Source organism: Paenibacillus sp. CCS19 (assembly GCF_033239625.1).
Taxonomy (GTDB): Bacteria; Bacillota; Bacilli; order Paenibacillales; family Paenibacillaceae; genus Paenibacillus_T.
On record NZ_BTCK01000011.1, the window covers coordinates 26,424 to 51,187 of the forward strand.

General features: G+C 51.8%; 26 protein-coding genes and 1 tRNA gene. 21 read left to right on the forward strand and 6 right to left on the reverse strand.

Annotation, left to right across the window (positions count from 1 at the left end):
- Positions 1-3: 3 nt before the first annotated feature.
- Positions 4-1,299 (forward strand): UDP-N-acetylglucosamine 1-carboxyvinyltransferase, encoded by a 1,296-nt coding sequence (gene murA / locus SBI19_RS10190; protein ID WP_317967650.1) that lies wholly within the window; start codon positions 4-6, stop codon positions 1,297-1,299.
- Between the two features lie 101 nt (positions 1,300-1,400).
- The gene (locus SBI19_RS10195; RefSeq protein WP_317967652.1) at positions 1,401-1,952 is read left to right on the forward strand and encodes a DnaA N-terminal domain-containing protein; all 552 of its coding nucleotides are present in this window, start codon (positions 1,401-1,403) and stop codon (positions 1,950-1,952) included.
- A 319-nt stretch (positions 1,953-2,271) separates the two neighbouring features.
- On the opposite strand, the gene pepT is transcribed toward SBI19_RS10195, so the two are convergent.
- From pepT to SBI19_RS10215, 4 genes are all read right to left on the reverse strand, one after another.
- Complete coding sequence (gene pepT / locus SBI19_RS10200) at positions 2,272-3,504, reverse strand: peptidase T (RefSeq protein WP_317967654.1); 1,233 nt, start codon at positions 3,502-3,504, stop codon at positions 2,272-2,274.
- Positions 3,505-3,675: 171 nt separating this feature from the next.
- On the reverse strand, positions 3,676-3,864 hold the full coding sequence (locus SBI19_RS10205; protein WP_317967656.1) for a type II toxin-antitoxin system antitoxin: 189 nt from the start codon (positions 3,862-3,864) through the stop codon (positions 3,676-3,678).
- A gap of 12 nt (positions 3,865-3,876) precedes the next feature.
- Positions 3,877-4,749, reverse strand: coding sequence for an SPFH domain-containing protein (locus SBI19_RS10210; RefSeq protein ID WP_317967657.1), 873 nt, complete (start codon positions 4,747-4,749; stop codon positions 3,877-3,879).
- A 418-nt stretch (positions 4,750-5,167) separates the two neighbouring features.
- Complete coding sequence (locus SBI19_RS10215) at positions 5,168-6,334, reverse strand: M20 family metallopeptidase (RefSeq protein ID WP_317967844.1); 1,167 nt, start codon at positions 6,332-6,334, stop codon at positions 5,168-5,170.
- Positions 6,335-6,508: 174 nt separating this feature from the next.
- Between SBI19_RS10215 and SBI19_RS10220 the strand changes: the two genes are divergently transcribed.
- Genes SBI19_RS10220 through SBI19_RS10230 form a run of 3 tightly spaced genes read left to right on the forward strand, consistent with a single transcriptional unit; the run spans position 6,509 to position 8,678 of the window.
- A complete protein-coding gene (locus SBI19_RS10220) occupies positions 6,509-7,297 on the forward strand; it encodes an ABC transporter substrate-binding protein (RefSeq protein WP_317967659.1) in 789 nt (262 codons plus the stop codon).
- An 11-nt stretch (positions 7,298-7,308) separates the two neighbouring features.
- Entirely contained in the window at positions 7,309-7,953 is a 645-nt protein-coding gene (locus tag SBI19_RS10225; protein ID WP_317967661.1) for an amino acid ABC transporter permease, read from the forward strand.
- Complete coding sequence (locus SBI19_RS10230; protein WP_317967663.1) at positions 7,953-8,678, forward strand: amino acid ABC transporter ATP-binding protein; 726 nt, start codon at positions 7,953-7,955, stop codon at positions 8,676-8,678. Before SBI19_RS10225 ends, SBI19_RS10230 begins: the two co-directional genes overlap by 1 nt.
- An 82-nt stretch (positions 8,679-8,760) precedes the next feature.
- On the opposite strand, the gene SBI19_RS29640 is transcribed toward SBI19_RS10230, so the two are convergent.
- Positions 8,761-8,946, reverse strand: a complete 186-nt coding sequence (locus tag SBI19_RS29640) for a DUF6254 family protein (RefSeq protein ID WP_483312269.1) — start codon at positions 8,944-8,946, stop codon at positions 8,761-8,763.
- A gap of 262 nt (positions 8,947-9,208) precedes the next feature.
- Between SBI19_RS29640 and SBI19_RS10240 the strand changes: the two genes are divergently transcribed.
- From SBI19_RS10240 to SBI19_RS10295, 12 genes are all read left to right on the forward strand, one after another.
- Positions 9,209-10,471, forward strand: coding sequence for a methyl-accepting chemotaxis protein (locus SBI19_RS10240; RefSeq protein WP_317967664.1), 1,263 nt, complete (start codon positions 9,209-9,211; stop codon positions 10,469-10,471).
- A gap of 108 nt (positions 10,472-10,579) precedes the next feature.
- Positions 10,580-11,503, forward strand: a complete 924-nt coding sequence (locus SBI19_RS10245) for a PstS family phosphate ABC transporter substrate-binding protein (protein WP_317967665.1) — start codon at positions 10,580-10,582, stop codon at positions 11,501-11,503.
- 194 nt (positions 11,504-11,697) lie between these two features.
- Positions 11,698-12,729, forward strand: a complete 1,032-nt coding sequence (locus tag SBI19_RS10250) for a PstS family phosphate ABC transporter substrate-binding protein (protein ID WP_317967666.1) — start codon at positions 11,698-11,700, stop codon at positions 12,727-12,729.
- 132 nt (positions 12,730-12,861) lie between these two features.
- Entirely contained in the window at positions 12,862-13,725 is an 864-nt protein-coding gene (pstC, locus tag SBI19_RS10255) for a phosphate ABC transporter permease subunit PstC (RefSeq protein ID WP_317967846.1), read from the forward strand.
- Position 13,726: 1 nt separating this feature from the next.
- Positions 13,727-14,605 carry a phosphate ABC transporter permease PstA gene (pstA, locus tag SBI19_RS10260; RefSeq protein WP_317967667.1) on the forward strand — a complete coding sequence of 293 codons (879 nt, stop codon included), beginning with the start codon at positions 13,727-13,729 and terminating at the stop codon, positions 14,603-14,605.
- A 62-nt stretch (positions 14,606-14,667) separates the two neighbouring features.
- The gene (pstB, locus tag SBI19_RS10265) at positions 14,668-15,423 is read left to right on the forward strand and encodes a phosphate ABC transporter ATP-binding protein PstB (protein WP_317967668.1); all 756 of its coding nucleotides are present in this window, start codon (positions 14,668-14,670) and stop codon (positions 15,421-15,423) included.
- Between the two features lie 20 nt (positions 15,424-15,443).
- Positions 15,444-16,100, forward strand: coding sequence for a phosphate signaling complex protein PhoU (gene phoU / locus SBI19_RS10270; protein ID WP_317967670.1), 657 nt, complete (start codon positions 15,444-15,446; stop codon positions 16,098-16,100).
- A gap of 238 nt (positions 16,101-16,338) precedes the next feature.
- Positions 16,339-19,008, forward strand: a complete 2,670-nt coding sequence (gene polA / locus SBI19_RS10275) for a DNA polymerase I (protein WP_317967672.1) — start codon at positions 16,339-16,341, stop codon at positions 19,006-19,008.
- A gap of 81 nt (positions 19,009-19,089) precedes the next feature.
- On the forward strand, positions 19,090-19,986 hold the full coding sequence (mutM, locus tag SBI19_RS10280; RefSeq protein ID WP_317967674.1) for a DNA-formamidopyrimidine glycosylase: 897 nt from the start codon (positions 19,090-19,092) through the stop codon (positions 19,984-19,986).
- Between the two features lie 167 nt (positions 19,987-20,153).
- Positions 20,154-20,864: a sporulation membrane protein YtaF gene (gene ytaF, locus SBI19_RS10285; protein WP_317967676.1), complete on the forward strand. Its 711-nt coding sequence runs from the start codon at positions 20,154-20,156 to the stop codon at positions 20,862-20,864.
- A 26-nt stretch (positions 20,865-20,890) separates the two neighbouring features.
- Positions 20,891-21,487, forward strand: coding sequence for a dephospho-CoA kinase (coaE, locus tag SBI19_RS10290; protein ID WP_317967678.1), 597 nt, complete (start codon positions 20,891-20,893; stop codon positions 21,485-21,487).
- Between the two features lie 14 nt (positions 21,488-21,501).
- Positions 21,502-22,089: a lytic transglycosylase domain-containing protein gene (locus SBI19_RS10295; protein ID WP_317967680.1), complete on the forward strand. Its 588-nt coding sequence runs from the start codon at positions 21,502-21,504 to the stop codon at positions 22,087-22,089.
- Between the two features lie 127 nt (positions 22,090-22,216).
- On the opposite strand, the gene SBI19_RS10300 is transcribed toward SBI19_RS10295, so the two are convergent.
- Positions 22,217-22,432 (reverse strand): alpha/beta-type small acid-soluble spore protein, encoded by a 216-nt coding sequence (locus SBI19_RS10300; protein WP_191204039.1) that lies wholly within the window; start codon positions 22,430-22,432, stop codon positions 22,217-22,219.
- A 116-nt stretch (positions 22,433-22,548) separates the two neighbouring features.
- Between SBI19_RS10300 and nrdR the strand changes: the two genes are divergently transcribed.
- The 4 genes from nrdR (at position 22,549) to SBI19_RS10315 (ending at position 24,623) form a co-directional block, all read left to right on the forward strand.
- A complete protein-coding gene (nrdR, locus tag SBI19_RS10305) occupies positions 22,549-23,055 on the forward strand; it encodes a transcriptional regulator NrdR (RefSeq protein WP_317967685.1) in 507 nt (168 codons plus the stop codon).
- 196 nt (positions 23,056-23,251) lie between these two features.
- Positions 23,252-23,328 (forward strand) — tRNA-Ala (locus SBI19_RS10310).
- Positions 23,329-23,789: 461 nt separating this feature from the next.
- Positions 23,790-23,888, forward strand: a complete 99-nt coding sequence (locus SBI19_RS29645) for a YhjD family protein (protein ID WP_483312271.1) — start codon at positions 23,790-23,792, stop codon at positions 23,886-23,888.
- Between the two features lie 336 nt (positions 23,889-24,224).
- Positions 24,225-24,623, forward strand: a complete 399-nt coding sequence (locus SBI19_RS10315; protein ID WP_317967687.1) for a hypothetical protein — start codon at positions 24,225-24,227, stop codon at positions 24,621-24,623.
- The last annotated feature ends 141 nt before the right edge of the window (positions 24,624-24,764 follow it).

A 24,764-nucleotide genomic window follows, 5' to 3' on the forward strand; every position in this document is an offset into this window, starting at 1 on the left:
TTTATGAAAAGAATCATCGTGCAGCCTTCACCAGCGCTAAACGGATCTGTTCGAATTCCGGGCGCGAAGAACAGCACGCTGTCGCTTATCGCGGCGGCATGCTTGGCGGACGAGCCTGTGCGGCTCTGCGATGTTCCATCCATTGCGGATATACAGATTATCGAGCAGATTGCAGAAGGCATGGGTCTAGTTATACAGCGTGAAGGAAGCGGTCAGCTGTTGATTGATGCACGCGGCATTCAAGCTGCTGTTATCGAACCGGCCAAAGCATCGGCTTTCCGCACCGCCTATTATTTCATCGGTGCGCTGCTCGCTAAGCATGGCAGAGTGAGCGTCGGCTACCCAGGCGGCGACGACTTCGTCAGCCGTCCGATCGATCAGCATGTGAAGGCGCTCACGGCGATGGGAGCACACTTCACGTTTCACGCTGATCATTATGTGGTGGAAGCGGCATCGCTCGAAGGCGCTGATATTTATTTTGATATGATCACCTCGGGAGCGACCATGAATGTGCTGATGGCAGCGGCGCGCGCGAAGGGCAGAACGGTGCTGCGCAATGCGGCAAGAGATCCTGAGGTTGTCGATACGGCAAACCTGCTGATTCAGATGGGTGCGCGCATCCGTGGCGCAGGTACGGACACGATCGTTATCGACGGCGTGACGCATTTGAATGGCTGCTCCTATAACGTCATTCCTGACCGGCTTATAGCTGGTGCGTTCCTAATGGCGGCAGGCGCGACAGGCGGCTCCGTCACGGTAACGGACGTTATTCCGGAGCATCTGGGCTCTTGTCTGGCGAAACTGACAGAGATCGGGCTTCAGATCGAGACGACGAGCAGCACCATCACGGCACATGCAACTGGTGTTTATCGGGCTACGCGGGTACGCACCGCTATGTACCCTGGCTTCGCGACCGATCTTCAGCAGCCGCTGACATCGCTTCTGCTCAAGGCGCCGGGCCGCAGCCTCATCTCGGACCGTATCTATCCGAATCGGTTCCAGCATGCTGCTCAGCTGCGCCGCATGGGAGCGGATATCGAGGTTCGTTCAGGCGTTGCGCGTCTCAACGGAGGCAAGCCGCTTACGGGTGCGCTTGTCCACGCATCGGATATTCGTGCAGGCATCGGTCTCATCATGGCAGGCATGATCGCCGAAGGCCGGACGACGATCCTAGGCGTTCATCATATCGAGCGCGGCTATGAGAAGATGATCGAAGACTTCCGCTGCCTCGGCGCCAATATTGCCGTTTGTCAATCGGATGACGAAGAGCTGCGTTGGTTAGCTTCGCAGGCAACCTAGGGTTGCAACGAACCGTTTGAACATTCAACTAGTGCGTGCTGGGCAGCATCGATTCGCTTTGCTATGATGATGATATAGCGAATCGATAGAGGTGAATGGCGATGGTTGATCCAGTCGTTGTTGGCGTGAATATTCTGGAAGGCCGCAAGATGCTTGGCCTGTCTCAATCGGGATTAGGAGATGCTCTGCGCGTCAGTCATCAAGCGGTTTCCAAATGGGAACGGGGCGAATGTCTGCCGGATATTCATGCGCTCGTTGAGCTTGCGAAGTTATTCAGCTCGACGGTAGACGAGCTGCTGCACGAGCGGGAAGAGGAGAAGCGTGTGCTAACTGCGCAACAAGATGGTGCGGTTATCTGGCAGAGGGTGCAGGCGTGGATTCGCGAACGAATAGCGGAGCCGAGCTATCGAACCTACTTCGGGCCAACTCAAGCGTACATAGATGAGAACGGCGAACTGATTGTTCAGTGTGCAACACCGTTTCAAGCAGAATGGCTGTTCTCCCGATATACGCATTTGATCTTACAGGCGCTTGAAGAAACGAAAGTACGGTCGGATCTGATGCTTCGATTCATTCATGCGTCAGCATATGGAGCGGACAAGCATAAAACCAGGTTTCAGTCGGATCGGGTGAGTCTAGGCGTTTCAATCTAGCATGTATCTAACAGCAGCGTTGATAGCAATAAGGAGGGCCACGCCTGAAGTCATCTCTGACTTCAGGCGTGGCCCTATTCGGGTTTACTCATCATCGTCCGGTGGGACAAGGGCTTCTACGCTCTTGTTTGATCCAACGGTATGAGGAAGTTTACGTAATTAGGACTGATTGCCCGGGAAATAACAAAGGCAGTGTCATGACCAATCCGAGTGTTGCGTCAGTAACGCGCACGTCCGTTAGATCGAATCTCGTTATGCAATTAAGAAGAAGCCGATCGCATGTGCGATTGGCTTCTTCTTAATTGGATTCGGGATGGAGTTAGACCTGCTGCTCGAACCGTTTGATGATCTCGATAATGGTGTTCGTTGCATGGATCATATTATCGACGGATACATACTCGAATTTGCCGTGATAGTTTTCTCCGCCTGTGAAGATGTTCGGTGTTGGCAGTCCCATATACGACAGCTGAGAGCCGTCGGTGCCGCCGCGAATCGGAATGACGAGCGGCTCGATATCGAGGCTCTTCATAGCGTCATAGGCAATGTCGACGATATGTTTAACAGGCTCGATGCGGTCTCGCATGTTGTAATATTGATCCTTCAGCTCGAGGACGATGCTGGATGGACCGTGTTCGGCGCGAAGCTCATCGACGATCTGCTCGACAAGCGATTTGCGCGCGTTGAATTTATCCTTGTCATGATCACGGATAATGTAGACGAGCTGCGTCTGCTCGACAGTGCCCTGCATCGAGATGAGATGGAAGAAGCCTTCGTATTCTTCCGTGTACTCCGGTGCTTCTTGAGCGGGGAGGCGGTTGTGCAGCTCCATCGCGATTTTGGACGAGTGAACCATCTTGCCCTTGGCTGTGCCGGGATGAACGTTATTGCCCTTCACTATGATACGCGCTTGTGCTGCGTTGAAGCTCTCATATTGCAGCTCGCCAAGCGGGCCGCCGTCCATCGTGTAAGCATACTTGGCGCCGAATGCCGCGACGTCGAACTTGTGCGGACCTCTGCCGATCTCTTCATCCGGCGTGAAGGCAACACGTACAGCGCCGTGTTTGATCTCAGGATGCTGAAGCAGATAGTCCATGGCGGTCATAATCTCGGCGATGCCCGCTTTGTCATCCGCGCCAAGCAGCGTAGTGCCGTCCGTCGTAACGAGCGTATGTCCCTTGTAATTCGCAAGCTCGGGGAACTCCTTCGGCGAGAGCACAACGCCAAGCGCCTCATTCAAGACGATATCGCGTCCGTCATATTGTTCAACGATTTGAGGTTTGACGTCTTTGCCGGTGAAATCGATGGCTGTATCAATGTGAGCTAGGAATCCGATCGTGTCTACCTGCTTATCCGTATTGGCAGGCAATGTCGCCATGACGTAGCCGTTCTCATCGACGGTAACGTCATGCATGCCAAGCTCCTTAAGCTCGTCGACAAGCTTATGAGCGAGCGTCCATTGACCAGGTGTAGAAGGGCAGGTGTCGCTGGCATCGTCGGATTGGGTATCGATGACGACGTATGAGGTGAAGCGTCGGATCAGATCATTCTTCATAATAAGGGCCTCCCTTGATATTTCGTGTGCTGTTTGTTTGTCCATTGGTTAGGTGTATTCATATTAGCACTTTCGCCGCGTGAATTCGAGGGCGAGAGGTGAGATGAAATAGAAGAAAAGCCTTGCGCATCGCTGCTGGGGAGCGGGTGTGCAAGGCTTGAAGTCGTGCGATTAATTGTCCGAGTCGGATGGTTCTGGGGGTCGTGGCTGCTTCAAACGTCCGGACTTCGATATCGCTTCGCGAAGCAGAAACTCAATGTGGCTGTTGACGCTGCGAAACTCGTCGCCAGCCCATCGTTCAAGCGCCCGGTAAATTTCCGGATCGAGTCGGAGCGGGAAAGCTTTCTTTTCTTTTCCCATAACGATACCTGCTTAGCTGTACAGCGAGCCGGCGTTAATGACAGGCGTTGCTGCCCGATCGGATACGATCGCGACCATCAGATTGTTGACCATCGCTGCACGACGCTCGTCATCCAGCGAGATTCCTGACGCCTCCAGCTGTTGAAGCGCAGCATCGACCATGCCTACGGCGCCTTCTACGATTTTCTGACGGGCAGCGACGATGGCGATCGCTTGCTGGCGCTGAAGCATTGCGCTGGCGATTTCCTGCGCATAGGCAAGGTGGGACAAGCGCGTCTCGATAACCTGTACGCCAGCGACGTTGAGCCGATATTGAAGCTCGTTCATCAGCTCCGTTGCAACCTCATCCGCATTGCCGCGCAGGGAAGCCTTCGGATCGTTGTCGTAAGAATCGTAAGGATAGTGGGCAGCGATATGGCGGATGGCGGTCTCGCTCTGAATCGCAACGAATTTCTCGTAGTTGTCGACGTCGAAGCTTGCTTTGGCTGTGTCCTTCACTTTATAGACGACTACGGCACCGATCTCGATCGGATTGCCTTCTTCATCATTGACTTTGAGCGTCTGGCTGTTGAAGTTGCGAACCTTCAGCGATACTTTCGATTTGTTGGTGAATGGTACGACCATCCACAGGCCGCTGTCGCGTACGGTACCTTTGTATGAGCCGAAGAATGTAATAATCTTCGCTTCATTCGGCTGAACGATGACGAGCGAAGTAATGGTAATAAGGAAGACGACGAACAGCAGAACGCCTGCGACAATCATTGCAGCATTCGGTTCGACAGCGCTGGCGCCGCTGATGACGAGTGCGACTCCCCCGATGAATGAGACTAGCGCAAGCAGCAGCGCCGCGTAACCGTTCATGTACCAAGCTTTCGATTCCACCATGTTGGAAGACACGCCCCTTAAGAATGTGATGGTATTGATTTGATATATATATGATATCACTTTTTACAAATACAGTCAAATGTAATTTCGTTAGAAACGGGAATGAGTGGGAAAATGGGCAGAGAGATGGGATGGGGCGTATGTGGAGGAATTGCATGCTTGAGGTGGTTGGCTAGCGTGTGGGGGGAGACGCGTAGGTGCGTAAATGCACCTATTGTAGGGACGTGAGCGGGTTAGTGTGATCGTAGGTGCAGAAATGCACCTACGGCATGGGCGGAGGCGGTATTGCGTGATCGTAGGTGCAGAAATGCACCTATGGCAGGACTGTGGGCTGCGGCTGCGTTGTTCGAGCAAAAGCAGCTTCCCCTCCCAGCAAAAATAAAAACAGCGGTCATCAAGACCGCTGCTTCACACTAATCTACTTCCTTGCCTGCTCGAATTCCTCGCGTACCTGGCGGAGAAGCGCCGGATCGGCGCATACATCATAGGCCGTTGCGGCGAGTACCTTCGCGCCGAACAGCAAACCTTGCATCGCGCGCGGCTGCATTGCCGCATCGCGGAACTCCGTTGTGTGCAGTTGATAAGGCTGGTCAACGACCTGCACGTACGGATGTATCGCAGGGCATCGTGTGGAGACGTTGCCGAGGTCCAGCGAACCGTTGTCTTTGCCCGACTGGATTGCGTCCGATGGAACGCCGCCTTCAATCAGGTTGGCGGAGAATAGGCCAGACAGCGTCTCGTTCGTGCGAAGCTCGTCATACGAGTATTCGTATGCGTTCGTCTTCAGCGTGCAGCCGGTTTGAAGCGCCGCACCTTCCGCGCAACGGAGCGCCCGCTGCGTCAGCTCGTTCGTGTACGCCCGATCGGCAGAGCGGAAATAAAACTTCGCCGACGCATAGTCCGGGATTATGTTCGGCGCTTGACCGCCGGCATCGATAATGCCATGCAGCCTCGCGTCGCTGCGAACCTGCTGGCGCAGCGCGTTTAACGCGTTGAACAACTGGATGACCGCGTCAAGCGCGTTAATCCCATCATGCGGATTCGCAGCGGCATGCGCTGTTTTGCCGAAAAATTCGAACTGTACCGCGTCCATTGCCAGCGATTCGCCGGACTTCTCATAGGCGTGATACGGATGCGCCATGAGTGCGAACGAGCAGTCGTCGAACAATCCGGCTTCCGCCATCGTCACTTTGGCGCCTTTCGTTTCTTCTGCAGGCGTGCCATACACGCGAATGACGCCGCCGGTCTCGTTGATCACGGACTTTAGTCCTACTGCAGCCGCTACGCCCATTACGCCGATAATGTGATGGCCGCAGGCATGGCCGATTTCGGGCAGTGCATCATATTCGCATAGAAAAGCTGCAGTCGGCCCGGGTTTGCCGGAATCATACGTGGCTATGAATGCCGTCGGCAGATCGAGCGTTCCGCGCTCGACAGTAAAGCCATGCTTCTCCAATTCCTCGGCTAATAACGCAGACGAACGGAATTCTTCATGGCCAAGCTCAGGATGAGCGCCGATATCAAGCGACATGGACGTCCAATGTTCAGCGTTTTGGTCAATGGTGTTGAAAATAACAGTTTTCATCGACAATGGAAACGACTCCTTTTTATAACAGAGATCTAATAGATGTCTAATTAGACAGGTTCGGATTGGTTGAAATTAACACTATAGAATAATGCTCAAACGTAGTTGTTTTTGGCGAATTGCCCATTATAATTGTAGAGTTGTTGCCAAGCTACTTCAAGAGGAGAGAACATCATGAGACGTTGGATAACAGTACTACTACTGACAGCAATGGTCATTACGATCGTAGGATGCGGGAGCAAGGAAGACAAGCTTGCATCCATTAAAGAAAGCGGCAAACTCGTGCTCGGTACGAGCGCAGACTATCCGCCATACGAGTTTCATCATACGAAGGACGGAAAAGATCAAATCGTTGGGTTCGACATTTCGATCGCTCAGCAGATTGCTAAGGATCTTGGTGTAGAGCTTGAAATTCAAGATATGAAGTTCGAGGGGCTGCTGCTTGCGCTTAATTCGAACAAGGTGGATCTGATCATCTCCGGCATGACGCCGACCGCAGAACGCGCGAAGAGCGTTGATTTCACTAATGTTTATTATACGGCAGAGCAAGGCGTTCTCGTATCGAAAGAAGCAGCTGCTTCTTACCAAACGTTCGACGACCTGAAGGGCAAGCGTATCGGCGTGCAGAAGGGCAGCCTTCAAGAAGGTATTGCCAAGGGAATCGAAGGCGCTAAGCTTACTTCGCTGGGCAAGATCAGTGAGCTGGTTATGGAGCTGCAAAGCGGACGTGTTGACGCTGTTATGGCTGAGATGCCGGTGACGAAGCTGTACGCATCGAGTCATCCCGAACTGACGCTGACAGGTATCGTTGTACCTACCGATCAGGAAGGCAGCGCGGCTATTGCAGTGAAGAAGAACAATAAAGCGCTGGTCGATGCGCTTAACGAATCGCTGGATAAGCTGAAGCAGAATGGCTCGCTTGATCAATATATCGTAGAAGCCAACAATCTGTTGAGCGAGTAAGGGGCCTGCGCATGGATTTTGGGTTTCTATCAGAATATTGGCCTTACTACACGAATGGCGCATGGTTGACTTTGCAGCTGTCCTTCTTCGGCGTCTTGTTCGGGACGATACTGGGCATTGGCATCGCGCTGCTGCGCATCTCGAAGATCGGCATTCTGCGCGTAATTTCCTCGATCTACGTCGAGATTATACGCGGAACGCCTATGCTGGTTCAGATTGTTATTATTTATTACGGCTTAACGAACTTCGGTATTAATTTGCCTGCCTTTACATCAGGTGTCATTGCGCTCACGATCAATAGTGCTGCCTATATGGCTGAGGTATTCCGGGCGGGAATTAATGCAATCGATAAGGGCCAGAACGAAGCGGCTCGGTCGCTTGGCATGACGCATGGCATGGCGCTGCGCCATATCGTGCTGCCGCAGGCGTTCCGCAACATGCTGCCTGCAATCGGCAATGAGTTTATCGTTATAATTAAAGATTCTTCGCTGGTTTCGTTCATTGGCATAGCTGAGTTAATGTACAATACAAATACAGTATCTTCCAATACTTATTTGTCATTTGAGCCGTTATTAGTTGTTGCAGCCGTTTATTTCGTTATGACATTCACACTGTCGAAGCTGCTCAGTCTGCTGGAAAGGAAGCTGAGTGCCTAATGATACATGTACAAGCATTGCGCAAATCTTACGGTAAGAATGAGATACTTAAAGGTATCGACAACGAAATCAGTAAAGGCGAAGTTGTCGTTGTCATCGGTCCAAGCGGCTCGGGCAAAAGTACCTTCCTTCGCTGTCTGAATCGGCTGGAAGAGCCGACTAGCGGTGAAATCCGGTTCGAGAACCAGCTTGTAACCGGGAAGCAGCGCGATCTGAACCATATTCGCCAACGGATGGGGATGGTGTTCCAACAATTCAATCTGTTCCCGCACATGACGGTGCTCGAGAATGTAACGCTTGCGCCGCGCAAGCTGAAGAAACTGGGCAAGGAAAAGGCTGATGCGGAGGCGCTCGCCCTGCTGGCGTCGGTAGGCCTTGCGGATAAGCGCGATGTTTATCCTTCCAGGCTATCAGGCGGCCAGAAGCAGCGTATCGCCATTGCTCGCGCGCTTGCGATGAAGCCTAGTGTCATGCTGTTCGACGAGCCGACATCAGCGCTTGATCCAGAGATGGTTGGCGAGGTGCTCGACGTCATGAAGAAGCTCGCCGCGCAAGGGATGACGATGGTCATTGTGACGCATGAGATGGGCTTTGCACGTGAAGTTGGCGACCGCGTCTTATTCATGGACGAGGGCCGTATTATTGAAGAAGGGACGCCCGAAGAAATATTCGAGCATCCCAAAGAGGCAAGAACGAAGCTGTTCCTTAGCAAAGTTTTAAAGTAAAATTTATTGCGAAAAAAGCTGTCGCCTTATAATAGGCGACAGCTTTTTTCACATATAGCAATAACAATTCGGCAGTTGCAGCTTAAGGGAGGAATAATTGCTGACTAGCTTGCTTCGCGTGTTCGTTGATCAGTTGCGTTGTGTTTACCGCGGGAAGCGTACCTGGTTCTTCTGCCAGCTCGGCGAAAGATTTGATTTTGCCATGCGGCTGTTGGTTATGCTTCCGTTGGTGCCAAGCGTTCACGCGGCGGTTTTTCGAAGTCGTCATCAATAATGGCTCCCTTCCGCTATAAAGAAATAGTAAGATGCCGATGCGGCAGCTGCTCAATACCGCTTCACTAGCATCGTCACTGAGGGGGGAATTCATGTGCCGCTCCTGCAAGCAATCGTTAGAAATTAACCGACAAATATGCGAACGCTGTCGAAAATTAACGTTCCCTTAACAAAACGTTGCGTTTCTGATAAATTTGCCAGTTTATAGTGGGTTTATTAGTTACAGAAATTGTCGATGGGATGGAGTGTAGATCATCATGCAATTGCTAATGATACGTGAAGAGGCCGTCAAGCAGGAACAGAAGCAGGGGCAAGAACAAGTGCACAAACAGACCCTTGTACAAGCACAAAAGCAGGTACAGACCCAAGAGCCGCAAGCTCAGAAACCGATGCGCAAACAAGAGCCCATTCAAGCTGCAGGACAAGCTCTCGAACCGGATCCCCCAAGCGAGGACATCATCGTCCCGATGATTCAACTGTCCAGCTACCTGCGCAATCCTGTCACTGTGACTGCAGATACGAGCTGTCTTGAATTGCTTAGGATGTTCAAGAGCCGCGTAGACGAGGAATGCGCGGTTGTGACGGGACAAGCAGGCGAACCGCTCGGCCTTATTATGCGCAACCGGTTTTACCATTATCTCAGCCAGCGCTTCGGCTCTGAATTGTATTACAATAAACCGGTTACCAAGTTAATGGATGCGCAGCCGCTTATTATCGACAGTCGAATGGATCCTTCAAGTCTGATCGGACAAGCGCTCGGCCGCGACGAAGCGACACTGTATAATTGTGTGATCGTCATCGAAGGCGCCAAGCTTGCGGGTATTCTGACAGTTGGCGATTTGCTGCGCATATCGCGGGATATTCAACATGCCGCCTTACAGCAGAAGTCTGTCGTTCTTAAAGAGACGCAAGGGCTGATGGCTTCGATTGAACGTGAAATTGCGGAAGTGAAACAATCGACCGAAGATGGAGCGAATCTTACTTCGGATATGGTGATGATGACGCAGCAAGGCAAGACGGAACTCGATCAGGTTCGTGCCGTGTTCGGCAGGCTGACGCAGCTTGCTTCGGAGCAGAAAGCGCATTTTGACGAGCTGCAGGAGCGCGCACGGGATATCGGACAAGTCACATCGCTCATAAAAGAGCTTGCGGAAACGTGCAACCTGCTATCCCTTAATGCAGCCATTGAAGCGGCTAGAGCGGGCGAGCATGGCCGCAGCTTTGCGGTTGTCGCGGATGAAGTCATGAAGCTGGCTGTAGAGACGAAGCAATCCGCAGATACGATCGCCTCGCTTGTGCTCGGTATTCAAGGCGCCATTCAGGAAACGGGTCGCCTGCATGATCAAAGCCAAGCAGATACGCAGGCCAGCAGCCAATTCGTCATGTCGGCCGCAGCGGCGTTCGACAGGTTATATCAGTCCGCTGAGCATAACCGCGACAGTAGTCGATTAGTCGCAGAGTTGACGAATCAGGCCCACGATCATTCCGTAAGTGTACAGGAACGATTAGTGACATTGTAGGTAAACTTTACTAATTATTCATATTTCGATAATTTTCTCTTAACAGACCGCTCCTATTATTAGGCATGTACATAAGATGTACGATACCTATTTGAGGAGTGGTCTTCTTTGTTTAAGAAATTGACTTTGAAGCTTGCGATTGTTGCAGCTAGCTTGTCGCTTCTGTTGACGGGTCAAGCAGGTGCTGCAGACAGTCTGAAAGGTACGATTGAAATTGACGGTTCCAGCACGGTATATCCGATCACGGAAGCTGTCGCTGAAGAGTTCGGCAAAGATCACAAAGACGTTCGCGTAACGGTAGGCGTTTCCGGCACGGGCGGCGGCTTCAAACGTTTCTGCAACGGTGAAATTCCAATCGCTGACGCATCGCGTCCTATCACGGATGCCGAGAAAAAGAATTGCGCTGCGAAAAACATTACTTACACGGACGTTACGGTAGCTTATGACGGTATCACGATCGCAATCAACAAAAACAACACGTGGGCACAAAAGCTGACGGTCGCTGAGTTGAAATCGATCTTCCAAAGCGGTTCCACAATGAAAACGTGGGCTGACGTTCGTAAAGGCTTCCCGGACGAGAAAATCAAAATCTACTCGCCAGGCAGCGACTCCGGCACGTTCGACTTCTTCACGGAGAAAGTGAACGGCAAGGCGAAATCGAGCCGCAACGACAGCCAAATCACGTTCAGCGAAGACGACAACGTACTCGTTGAAGGGATCACGAACGACAAATATGCAATCGGCTACTTCGGTTATGCTTACTATGTGGAGAACAAATCGAAGCTGAAAGCAGTTGTTATCGACAAAGGTTCCCGTGCAATTGGTCCTTCGGCTCAAACGATCGCTAACGGCATGTACTTCCTGTCCCGTCCAATCTTCTTCTACGTGAACAAAGCTGACCTGGCTAAACGTCCTGAGGTTAAAGCTTTCGCGCAATTCTACCTGCAAAACGCAGGCAAGCTGTCGAAGGAAGTCGGCTACATTCCACTGTCCAAAGGCTTCTACGCTTCGCAAGCAAGCAAGCTGAAATAATCGCCTCATAATGGATTTGGATAGCTGAGAAGGCGGCGCGAGCCGTCTTCTTTTCATTTTGGAACTTGCGGCACTTGATTTTTACATGCAGTTAACATTTCGCCTATACCCGATTTACAAACGTCTCGTAACATTAAGACCAAGAAGAACTTGTACTTATAAACTTACTAATGGGATCTAAGGAGTGGTCGTAGGTGTCGAAGAACAAAGGCTTCAAGAGCTTGTTAATGGTGATGATGATCGCGCTGCTATTCATTACAGCAGCGTGTGGCAATAAGGCTGAAGATTCGACGTCGAACGGTTCCGGCGATACGGAGCAGACGAGCGATGATCAGAGCGCAGATACGGGAGAAGATGAAGAGGCAGTCGATGATGAGGACGTAACAGTGGAAATGAGCGGCCAGATCGAGATCGACGGTTCCAGTACGGTATACCCACTGACGGAAGCTGCGGCTGAAGAATTCGGCAAATTCAATCCGGATGTTCGGGTAACGGTAGGTGTCTCGGGTACGGGCGGCGGCTTCAAACGTTTCTGCAGCGGAGAACTGGCGATCGCGGATGCTTCGCGCCCGATCAAGGACGAAGAAGCGAAAGCGTGCACAGATAACGGCATCGAGTACTCGGATTTGACGATCGCCTATGACGGTCTGTCGCTTGTCGTAAGCAAAGACAATGATTTTATCGATCATCTGACGGTGGAAGAGCTGAACAAAATCTTTACGACGGGATCGACGGTTAAGACATGGGCAGACGTTCGCGCAGGATGGCCGGCTGAGAAAATCGTGATGTACTCCCCAGGCGCCGAGTCGGGTACGTACGACTACTTCAATGAAGCGATTCTTGAGAAGAAGGGTATCCGCAACGATACGCAAATCTCGTTCAGCGAAGATGACAATACGCTCGTACAAGGCGTTGAAGGCAGCAAATATGCCATTGGTTACTTCGGCTTCGCTTACTATGAAGAGAACGCTGACAAGCTGAAGGTTGTTCCGATCGATGCAGGCAAAGGCGCTATCGCACCATCGGTCGAGACGATCAAAGACGGCACGTATGCACCATTGTCCCGTCCGCTGTTCATCTATGTGAACAAAGCCGAAATGTCGCGTCCGGAAGTGTATGCGTTCGCTGACTACTACATCAATAACATCGGTAGCCTCGCAAGCGAAGTTGGCTATGTACCACTGCCTGATGACAAATATAGCGAAGAAGCTACGAAGCTTCACTAATTAAGCTAATTATTCGAGGCAGGGAGAGAGTCGTACATGCCTAACGAGGCGCTGAGCACCAAGAGCCCGAAGCAGCTCGATAATACTGCTGCGAAGAGGAATCGCGGATTCCGCAATGAAAAGTCTCATTTAATGGATAAAATTATGCCGATCGTGCTGTTCCTATGCGCGGCGCTTTCGATCGCAACGACGATCGGCATCGTCTTTACCTTGATCGGTGAAACGTATCATTTCTTCGAGAAGATTCCTTTCATCGATTTCATTACCGGCGGCAAATGGTCGCCGCTTATTGAGCCGAAGAGCTTCGGCATCTGGCCGCTCATCTGCGGTACGCTGCTCATCACCGTTATCGCCTGCCTCGTAGCAGTCCCGATTGGACTGGCGAGCGCGATCTACTTAAGCGAGTATGCACCGAAGAAGATTCGTAACATTGTGAAGCCTATTCTGGAAGTACTGGCCGGCGTTCCGACGATCGTCTACGGTTACTTCGCGCTTAGCTTCATTACGCCGATCATTCGCGGCCTCTTCGCTGATGCCGGCGTGTTCAACGCACTTGCTGCAGGCATCGTGGTCGGCATCATGATCATCCCGATGGTCTGCTCGCTCAGTGAAGATGCGATGACGGCCGTACCTCGCAGCCTGCGAGATGGCGCTTATGCGCTTGGCGCAACTCGTTTCGAGGTTGCCTTGAAGATTGTCGTGCCGGCGGCATTCTCCGGTATCGTCGCTTCCGCCGTGCTTGCGTTCTCCCGCGCGATCGGCGAGACGATGATCGTTACCGTTGCTGCAGGCTCCACGCCGAAGCTGACAGCCAATCCGCTGGAAAGCATTCAGACGATGACGGCATACATCGTGCAAGTCAGCCTGGGCGATACGCCGCATGGCAGCGTGGAATACGGTACGATTTTTGCAGTAGGGATGACGTTGTTCGTCATTACGTTCTTGCTCAACATTCTTGCACAATACGTAGCTAGACGTTTCCGGGAGGAGTACTAGGATGTCTTCCATATTTGTAGATGCCAATCGCAAGCAGATCGCCGGACGCCGGCGCATCGACTTCTCGCTGAAGGTGCTCTTCCTGGTGGCGACTTCGATCGGTGTCATTGCCTTGATGGCGCTGCTCATTGATATTATTACCGATGGAATTCATATGGTCAGACCGGAGTTGTTCAACAACTTCCCGTCGCGAAGAGCGAGCGAGGCCGGCATGAAGTCCGCGATCGTGGGCTCCTTGTACATGCTGCTCATTATGGCGCCGCTGTCGTTCCTGCTGGGCGTAGGCGCTGCGATCTACCTGGAAGAGTATGCGAAGAAAAATCGGATTACGCGTTTGATTCAGCTTAACATCAGTACGCTGGCCGGCGTTCCTTCGATCGTGTACGGTATTCTTGGCCTGACGTTGTTCGTACGCGAGCTGCATCTCGGACGCAGCCTGCTCGCTGGTTCGTTCACCATGACGCTGCTCGTGCTGCCGATCATTATCGTATCGGCGCAGGAAGCCATTCGCGCCGTGCCGAAGTCGCGGCGAGACGCATCGTACGCATTGGGTGCGACGAAGTGGCAGACGGTTTCGCGGTCTGTATTGCCTTCCTGTATCTCAGGTATTCTGACGGGCGTTATTCTGGCGATGTCGCGTGCGATTGGCGAGACTGCGCCGCTGGTCATGATCGGTGCACTCACGTTCGTTGCCTTCCTGCCAACGGGACCGATGGATTCGTTCACGGTTATGCCGATTCAGATTTACAACTGGGTATCGCGTCCGCAGGCTTCGTTCCAAGAGCTTGCAGCATCCGGCATTATCGTGCTGCTGGTCATGCTGCTCTTGATGAACATATCGGCGATTCTGCTTCGCAACAAATATAACAAACATATCTAATCGACATTTCGTGACGATTCATGAATTATGGTCTTGAACTACATTTACGCGGGGGTCATCCGATGCAAACTCTAATTGAAATTAACCAATTGAACTTGTTCTACGGCGCGTTCCATGCGCTGAAGAATGTATCGCTTCGCATTCCTGAGAAAGCGATCACCGCGTTCATCGGCCCGTCGGGCTGCGGCAAGTCGACGCTGCTGCGGACGCTGAACCGCATGAACGATATGATTCCGGGCACTCGCATTCAAGGCGAGATCGCCATCTCCGGAACGGATATATATTCCGGCGATGTGGACGTCGAGACGCTACGCAAGAAGGTCGGCATGGTGTTCCAACAGCCGAATCCTTTTCCCAAATCGATCTATGACAACATTGCTTATGGACCGCGCCTGCACGGCATTCGAGATCGGAAGCAGCTGGACGAAATCGTCGAAACATCGCTTCGCTCCGCCGTTCTGTGGGATGAAGTGAAGGATTATTTGAAACGCTCGGCGTTCAGTCTCTCCGGCGGCCAGCAGCAGCGGTTGTGCATCGCTCGCGCATTGGCAGTCAATCCGGACATTCTGCTCATGGACGAAGCGACGTCGGCGCTTGACCCGATCTCGACGTTGAAGATTGAAGAGCTGGCGCAAGAGTTGAAGGACCGTTATACGATTGTCATGGTTACGCACAACATGCATCAGGCAGCACGCGTATCCAATCAAACGGTATTCTTCCTTAATGGTGAAGTTGTCGAATATGACGAGACGGAGAAACTGTTCTCCAATCCTACGGATCAGCGGACAGAAGACTATATTAGCGGCCGTTTCGGCTAAGCTTGGAGGAGTTGCATATCATGACACCGCGTAAAGAGTTTGACCACTATTTGGACCAGCTTCACGAGATGCTCGTTGAGATGGGCCAACGTGTTGAGCGTGCTCTCAGCGAAGCAATGGAATCGCTCAAAACACTGGATACAGCACGAGCTACGAGCGTTATCGGAGCAGACCCGGAGATCAATCGTCTGGAAGAGAAAATCGAGGAGCTTGGCTCCAAGCTGATCGTCACGCAGCAGCCGGTTGCGAAGGATCTGCGCCGCATTTTGGCCGCATTCAAGATTGCCAGCGATCTGGAACGGATGGGCGACTTGTCGCTCGACATCGCGAAGGTAACGCTGCGCTTGGAAGGCCAGACGCTGATCAAGCCGCTGATCGACCTGCCGCGCATGGCGGAGATCGTTCAAGTGATGATCAACGAATCGATTCAATCGTTCGTGCAAGAAGACGTAGGCCTCGCTTACAAAATGGCGAAGGACGACGACAACGTCGACGCGCTGTATAAGCAGATCACGCGCGAGCTGTGGTCGCTCATGTTCGAGAATCCGCAGACGATCTCGCAATCGATGCAGTTGAACTTTGTCGGCCGTTTCATCGAGCGCATCGCCGACCATGCAACGAACATCGGCGAGAGCGTTGTATATCTGGTGACGGGTAAACGTCCGGATTTGAACTAATGAAGGTTTTTTAACAATTTTAACGTTTGATTGATGCGTACGCGCCCTAGGAGTTTTTTAGCCTGGGGCGCGTTTTGTCGTAGGCTGGTTGAAGGGGTAAGTCGCCTCGGTTTATGGTATGATAGAAGGCAGTAAAAGAGGTCGTTCAAAAAGACCTTCTCGGTGCTGAAAACCGAACTTTTTGAACGCGCAATATAGGCAGGAACCATCATATTGAAATGCAGGAGAGATGCCGCCAATGGAAAAGTGGATTTTGATCGACGGCAACAGTATTGCTAACCGGGCTTTCTACGCGATGCCGCTGCTGACGAATGCAAGCGGACTACATACGAATGCAGTATACGGATTCACGACGATGCTGCTCAAGCTGTTAGAAGAGGAGAAGCCGACTCACATGCTGGTCGCCTTCGACGCAGGCAAAGTGACGTTCCGTCACGAAGGGTACGGCGATTACAAAGGCGGGCGTCAGAAGACGCCATCGGAGCTGTCCGAACAGTTCCCGCTTATCAAAGAGCTGCTGACCTCGTTCGGGATCAGCCAGTTCGAGTTGTCCGGCTATGAAGCAGACGATATTATCGGAACGTTGACGCGGATGGCGGACGAGCAGGGCGCCGAGGCGCTTGTTGTATCTGGCGATAAGGATATGCTGCAGCTTGCCTCCGATCAAGTTACGATTGCGATTACACGCAAAGGTGTAAGTGAAGTTGAGCGCTTCTCCCCAGCCAAGATTCAAGAGGATTACGGCCTTGTGCCAATGCAAATTATTGATCTTAAAGGTCTTATGGGCGATAAGTCCGATAACATTCCAGGCATACCGGGTGTCGGCGAGAAAACCGCACTCAAGATGCTTCATGAATATGGCTCGGTCGAGAACGTGTTGGACCATTCCGGCGATCTCAAAGGCAAGATGAAGGAGAAGGTCGAGCAGCACAAGGACGACGCCATTATGAGCAAGAAGCTGGCGACGATTTTCCGCGAAGTGCCGCTTGAGAAGGGCGTCGACGAGATGCAGTACAGCGGCTATGAGAAAGCTGTACTCGCGGAAGCGTTCCGCAAGCTGGAGTTCAAATCGCTGTTGGAGCGGCTCGACCTGACCGGTGAAGCAGTCGACACGGAAGGCGCTGCGCAAGCTGCTGATCTGGTTGTTGTGACCGTCACCGCTGACGACGATGATGCGCTTGCATCATTGGTCAGTGCGCTGCCTAGGGCAGAGAGCATCTACTGCGAAGTAATTGGAGAAAACCCGCATCAGAGCGAAGCGGTTGCGATTGCAGTTGCTTCTGCTGACGCGATTCATGTGATATCGCTTGATGAAGCAAAGACGGATGCACTCGGCTTCTTCCGCGAATGGCTTGCATCAGCAGACGCGCCGAAGTCAGGCTTCGATATGCATCGCGTCGAGCTGTCGCTCGCTTGGCACGGATTGCCGATCAGCGGCATTTCGTTCGACGTGCAGCTTGCAGCTTATTTGCTCGATCCTACGTCGACCGAGTCTGCGCAGACGATCAGCGGCTTGTGCGGCAAATACGGTCTGCCGAGCGTTGCGTCCGACGAAGCCGTATTCGGCAAAGGCGCGAAGTTCAAGCTGCCGGAAACAGAAGCGCTGCATGCATTCATCGCTGCGAAAGCCGATGCGGTTCGCCGTCTGGCGGACAAGCAGCGTACGGAGCTGGAGCAGTCTGGCATGCACAAGTTGTATTACGACTTGGAGCAGCCATTGTCACGCGTGCTTGCCGGCATGGAGCTGCAAGGCATTAAAGCCGATGCATCCGTCATCGAACAGCTTGGCGCCGAACTGGAAGGCCGCGTGCTGGAGCTGAAAGGCAAGATTTATGAACTGGCCGGCATGGAGTTCAACATCGGCTCGCCGAAGCAGCTTGGCGAAGTGTTGTTTGAGAAGCTTGGTTTGCCGGTGAAGAAGAAGACAAAGACAGGATACTCTACGGATGCGGATGTGCTCGAGGAGCTGGCGCCGTACCATGATATTATTCCGTCGATTCTGATGTACCGTCAGTTGTCCAAGCTGCAATCGACCTATGTGGAAGGCTTGCTGAAGGAGATTCGTCCGAATACGGGACATATTCATACGTTTTACCGGCAGACCATTGCTGCAACAGGCCGCCTGAGCAGCCAATTCCCGAACCTGCAGAATATCCCGATTCGACTTGAGGAAGGCCGCAAGATCCGAAAAGCATTCGTACCGTCCGAACCTGGCTGGTACATGCTCGCTGCCGACTATTCGCAGATCGAGCTGCGCGTATTGGCGCATATTTCGGGCGACGCGGGGCTTAAGGAAGCGTTCCTGCACGATATGGACATTCATACGAAGACGGCATCAGACGTATTCGGCGTTCGTCCAGAGGATGTCGATTCCAACATGCGCCGCCAAGCGAAGGCGGTTAACTTCGGTATCGTGTACGGCATCAGCGACTTCGGTCTGTCCAATAACCTCGGCATCACGCGGAAGGAAGCGGCACAGTTCATCGAGCAATATTTTACCGCATTCCAAGGGGTTCGCAAGTATATGGACGACATCGTGATGCAGGCGCGCCGCGACGGTTATGTGACGACGCTGTTGGAGCGCCGCCGCTACCTGCCTGAGATCAAGGCATCGAACTTCAACCTGCGTTCGTTCGCTGAACGGACCGCGATGAATACGCCGATTCAAGGTACGGCTGCTGACATCATCAAGCTGGCGATGGTCAAGATGGATCAAGAGCTTCGCGCTCGCGGACTGAAGAGCCGCATGCTGCTGCAGGTGCATGACGAACTTGTTTTCGAAGTGCCTGAGGATGAATTAGAGACGATGAAGAAGCTTGTGCCAGAAGTGATGGAAAGCGCGATTGAGCTTGACGTGCCGCTGAAGGCAGACGTCAGCTACGGCCATAGCTGGTATGAGGCGAAGTAGGAATTGGAATGTATCAAAATGTTATGCGCCATCCAACTGTCCGTACGGATGAGGTATAATGGGCAATGAGGTGATTACAACATGCCAGAATTGCCAGAGGTAGAGACAGTCTGCCGAACATTGAATCAATTGGTCGCAGGCAAGACGATCGAAGACGTTACGGTGAGCTTGCCGCGTATTATAAGACGCCCCTCCGAGCCTGTCGAGTTCGCTGGCGCGCTAGCCGGACAGACGATGCGCTCGGTAGAGCGGCGGGGGAAATTTATACGGATCGTCATGGACGATCTTATTCTCGTCTCCCATCTTCGGATGGAGGGACGGTATGGTGTCTACCGGGCGGACGAGCCGATCGAGACGCACACGCATGTTATTTTTCATTTTACAGATGGAACAGAGCTTCGTTATAAGGATGTCAGGCAGTTCGGCACGATGGACTTATTCGCGCCAGGCGAGGAATGGGCACTGCCCCCGCTGAATAAGCTTGGACTAGAGCCATTGGGCGAGACGTTCACGCTGCAAGCGCTGCGTGAGGTGTTAGGCAAACGAACGACCAAGCTGAAGCCGCTGCTGCTGGATCAAGCGTATGTGGTTGGTCTTGGCAACATCTATGTGGATGAAGCGCTGTTTCTGGCGGGGCTCCACCCCGAGCGTACCGCTGATTCATTGAAGCCAGCGGAATGGGCTCGATTGTACGATGCGATTCGCGATACGCTCGGCAGGGCGGTTGAAGCGGGTGGATCGTCTATCAAGTCTTATGTGAATGGGCAAGGCGAGATGGGGATGTTCCAGCACTCGCTGCTTGCTTATGGACGTGGCGGAGAACCTTGCCAGACATGCGGCACGACGATCGAGAAGTTCGTTCTCGGCGGCCGCGGCACCCATATTTGTCCCAAGTGTCAGCCTAAGCCGCGAGGCGCTTCCGCGAAGAAGGCTGGCCGGCAAAAGCGGCCGAAAGGCAGTTCACCGAAAATTCATTAAGGATGTGCACGCCGATCTGACGAGTTAACCGCGGACCTGCGGTTGGCACATGCGCAATATCCCCGCATATGATGGTCTATCGACATAGGCGATTGTTCCACGCACGGCTGTTCGCATCGTTGTCAGCGTGCGGATTGGAACGGTCCTTAAGCGGGGAGGGACAACGGTTGTTCGCGCATTTGGCTTCACTGCTGCTGCTGTCGTTCGCCGTCAGCCTTGACGGCTTCGGCGTTGGCGTAACGTATGGACTGCGGCGCATCCGAATTCCAATTATTTCCGTCATTATTATCGCCTGCTGCTCCGGCATTGTGATCTGGCTGTCGATGGCAGTCGGCGGGTTCATTACGGACTACTTGTCACCTGTTGTTGCCCGTATTATTGGTGCATCGATTCTTATTGCGATTGGCGTATGGGCGCTGCTGCAGCTGAAACGCAGTCGAGAGCGGGACCGTGCACAAGAAACCGAAGGTGAAAGCGACTCGATCCCTGAGGCTGCGATTGTGTCTGTAGAGTCCGAATACGATGCAGCCAGCGGCAAAACCCTCGTAAGCTTGGAGCTTAAGCAGCTTGGCATTGTCATTCAAATTTTGCGTAAGCCGCAAGTGGCGGACGTAGATAAGTCTGGCAGTATCTCGGCATCGGAAGCGGTGCTGCTCGGCGTTGCCTTATCTTTCGATGCATTCGGCGCTGGTCTCGGAGCGGCTATGATCGGTCTTCATCCGACTGTGACGGCTGTTGCGATTGCGTTATCCAGTGCGGTATTTCTAGTTGCAGGAATGCGTGTCGGGTTCAAATATGCAGGCTGGCGGGGCATGCAGGCATTGTCCGCGCTGCCTGGAATGATGCTAATTGTGATGGGAATTATAAAGCTGTTCTAGCTGTCATGGACGAGAGGGGTACAGGTATGAGAATCGGGTTAACCGGCGGCATCGCCTGCGGCAAAAGCACAGTATCAGCAATGCTCACTGAGCTTGGCGCGCACATCGTCGATGCCGACCGGGTGGCCAGAGAGGTCGTTCTTCCTGGCGAGCCGGCGCTGCAAGCAATTGTAGAGAAGTTCGGACAAGCTGTACTGAGCGAGGATGGAACACTGAACAGGCCGGCGCTGGGCAGCATTGTGTTCGGACAAGCTGAACGTTTGCGCGAGCTGGAGGCGATTACCCATCCAGCCATTCGTCAGCGGATGAGAGAGCAGATGGAGCAGGCCGAACGACTTGAAGCTAATCCAATCATAGTTGCAGATATCCCGTTATTATTGGAGACCAAGCAGCAATCCTCATATGAGGGCGTTATCGTCGTTTATGTGCCGCATCACGTACAGCTGGAGCGGTTGATGAATCGCAACGGACTGTCGGCGGAGGAAGCGGAGAGGCGGATTGGGCTGCAGATGGATATTGAGCAGAAGCGCAGTATGGCCGATTGGGTCATTGATAACAGCGGGACGCTGGAGGAGACACGGAAGCAAGTTCAGCAGCTATGGGAACTGCTTAGGCGTAAGTAGAAGGGGCTGTCATTATGAGACGACGTCGGAAGCGAAAGCGACTGTTTCTGCTGCTCATCATTGGGTTCCTTGCATTCCTGTTCATCCGATCGGATTGGATAGGCAAATGGATGTATCCGATTCACTACCAAGCAGATATACGGGCCAGCGCGTTGAATTACGATCTTGATCCGCTGCTTATTGCAGCGATCATCCGGGTAGAGACGAATTTCTCGACAGGCAAGGAATCCAAGAAAGGCGCCCTTGGTTTGATGCAGATTATGCCGGATACGGCTGACTGGATTATACAGAAGGCAGGATTCGCGAACGTGTCAGAGGATACGCTCCGGCACCGTGCAGATGTAAGTATCCAGATTGGATCTTGGTACTTGAGCAGCTTGCATAAACAGTTTAACGACAACACAACCGTTGCGGTAGCCGCTTACAATGCAGGACCGGGCAATGTAAGCAAATGGCTGAACAACGGGACGTGGGACGGTACCAAGGAATCGGTAAGCAATATTCCTTATGGCGAGACGCGGCACTATGTACAACGGGTATTTTATTATTATAATAAATATAAACAATTGTATCCGGAGTTCGCTGAGCAGAAAGTCGGTTAGGAAGGCTTGAGCGAGCGTGCATGCTGCTTTGAGGTGAAGGTACAGCGTAGTTGGTGAGGGTGTCATGGACAAGCCCACCAAGACGGTTCGTCTTAGTGGGCGCTGTCCCAAGCATGTCTAGAAGACATTAGCGAGTCGTGCCTGCGAGCGATTGCTCAGCGATTTGCACGAGCTTACGAGTGATGCTGCCCCCGATGGAGCCTGCGTCTTTCGTCGTGAGGTTACCGTAGTAGCCGTCTTGCGAAAGGGAGATACCCAGTTCAGCTGCAACCTCATATTTCAGTTGGTCGAGTGCAGCAGAAGCTTGTGGTACTACGAGTTGGTTGCTGTTACCTTGGCTCATTGTCGTTCACCTCCTTGCGGTTGGTAACTGTATTATGTGCGTTATTACAAACTTCATTACAGGAAACGAATGGAATTGCAAAAAAAGTTGACCTAGCGTCTTGGAGGATTCCTTATATGAGATGTCCATATTGTGATTACGCCGGCTCCAAGGTGCTCGATTCGAGGCCGGCTAACGAGAACAAATCGATTCGTCGCAGACGTGAATGCGAGAAGTGCAGCCGCCGCTTCACGACTTTCGAGATGATCGAGGAAACACCGCTCATCGTAATTAAGAAGGACGGAAGCCGCGAAGAATTCAGCCGCGAGAAGCTGCTGCGCGGACTTATTCGCGCATGCGAGAAGCGTCCAGTTCCTGCGGAGAAGCTGGAAGTCGTCGTCTCGGAGGTCGAGAAGGAGCTTCGCACGACGGCACACGCTGAGATCGAGAGCCGTATTATCGGCGAGCTTGTCATGCAGCAGCTCTATCCGGTCGACGAAGTCGCATACGTCCGCTTCGCCTCGGTATACCGCCAATTCAAGGACATCGACATGTTCATGAAGGAACTCAACTCGCTGCTATCCAAGCACCCATTGACGGGTGGAGCAAGCGGTATCGGCGGTATCGGCGGATCGAAGGACTAGAATGGCGGGTCAAATGGGATGAAGTTAGCGTGATCAGTCAATAGAGAATGTAGATTGACACTTTTCTTAGCTGCATGCTAATATTTTCCTAATGATGACATTTGGCTGCGTTACGCAGCTCACGGGGCCTTAGCTCAGCTGGGAGAACACTCTTACCAGTTTAGCACCCAAAATAAAGTACTAAGAACTAATACGTGGGGAATTAGCTCAGTCTGGGAGAGCGCTTCGCTGGCAGCGAAGAGGTCAGGGGTTCGAGCCCCCTATTCTCCACCAACACCTTCAACCAAAACGGCAGAAATGCCGTTTTTTTTTTGTTACTTTCGTTAACTGAATCCTTTCGAGTCATAGAAGTTCATACATAGGTGATCCTCCACAGGGGATCATTTTTTTATTTCATGATTTTGAGAAAAATTTCGCCATTGCCAATACGAATATTTGTTCTTGCAATGAGTATTATAAAGGATGGGAACAAATGTTCTGTTTATTGGTGAGACATGATCCTATCCCTTCAAAGTGTATGGGGTATGCAAATTGAGAGTTGTATATATTGACCGCACTAATCGAATCACACAGCGGAAGATACAGGTGCGGTCTATTCAAGGCAATACTCAAAAGGCATTTTGCTTTAGTCAAAATGCGGCGCGAGTATGTAAACTTGTTCGTATACTCGCGGCGCAGTCGATCCTAGCTTGGGGTATCTCATGAGTCCTGCACCTCTATAATCCGAAGATGACATTCAATTGGTTAAAGACAGCATCATACTTCCGGTAATGCTTGATGTGTTGGAACACGACATAAAGGCAATTGAAGTTGACCAAGTTAAAGCTCACTGAGTATCAACAGGAGAAATTCCTGTCAGAACTGGATCAACATATGAGAATGCGTGTTATGAAGGAAACGGGCATTAACATTCGCATCGGGAGAGCTGCGTTTTATTTTGAGATAAATTTCAAATCTCTATCTGAAAACACTTGAACAGTTAAAACAAGTACGCTAGAATACACAAATAAATTTACAATATCTTCAAAACCTTTCGGCTAACCTGCTTTCTATTTGTTAAATTATTTCATTTGGGATTTTGGGTCAATCACAGGAAATGGTATCAATTCAAAGATCGCAGACCTATATTTAAGTCAGTCAGGGATGAAGATAAGAGGGAGAGAATAATTGTGAGGAAAGAACTTCAACAGCAACTCTTTGAACGGTTCCCTTGGACAAGAGCTCCTCAGGAAGCAGATAACCTTTGGTCTCGATACGGTTTCGATATCGGAGATGGCTGGTATAATTTGATTCATGAACTATTCTTCGATATTGAAGGGGTTTACCATGCGAAGGCTCTTGAGGTGTCCGTGGATTTCGCCCAGATCAAGCAAAAATTCGGTGCATTGAGTATCTACACTCGAAATCCTCTTCCCGAAGTTTCTGATTTGATCGTCAAATACCAAGAGCGCTCCATAGGGACTTGTGAAAAATGCGGTGATCGTGGTGAGCTTCGGCAGCAGGTAGGTTGTTGGAAAGTAATTTGTGATAACTGCTTTAATCGTATTACCGAAAGGACAGTCAATTAAATAATTTAGACTAACGGATCGCCATCACGATATAAGGCGATCCGTTTTATTTTAAGTTAAAAAATTCATGAAACTTCAGCACTGAATTTCTAAGAAAATTTACAACTTGGTATAAGCAGTAAATCCAATATGAGAGGGATG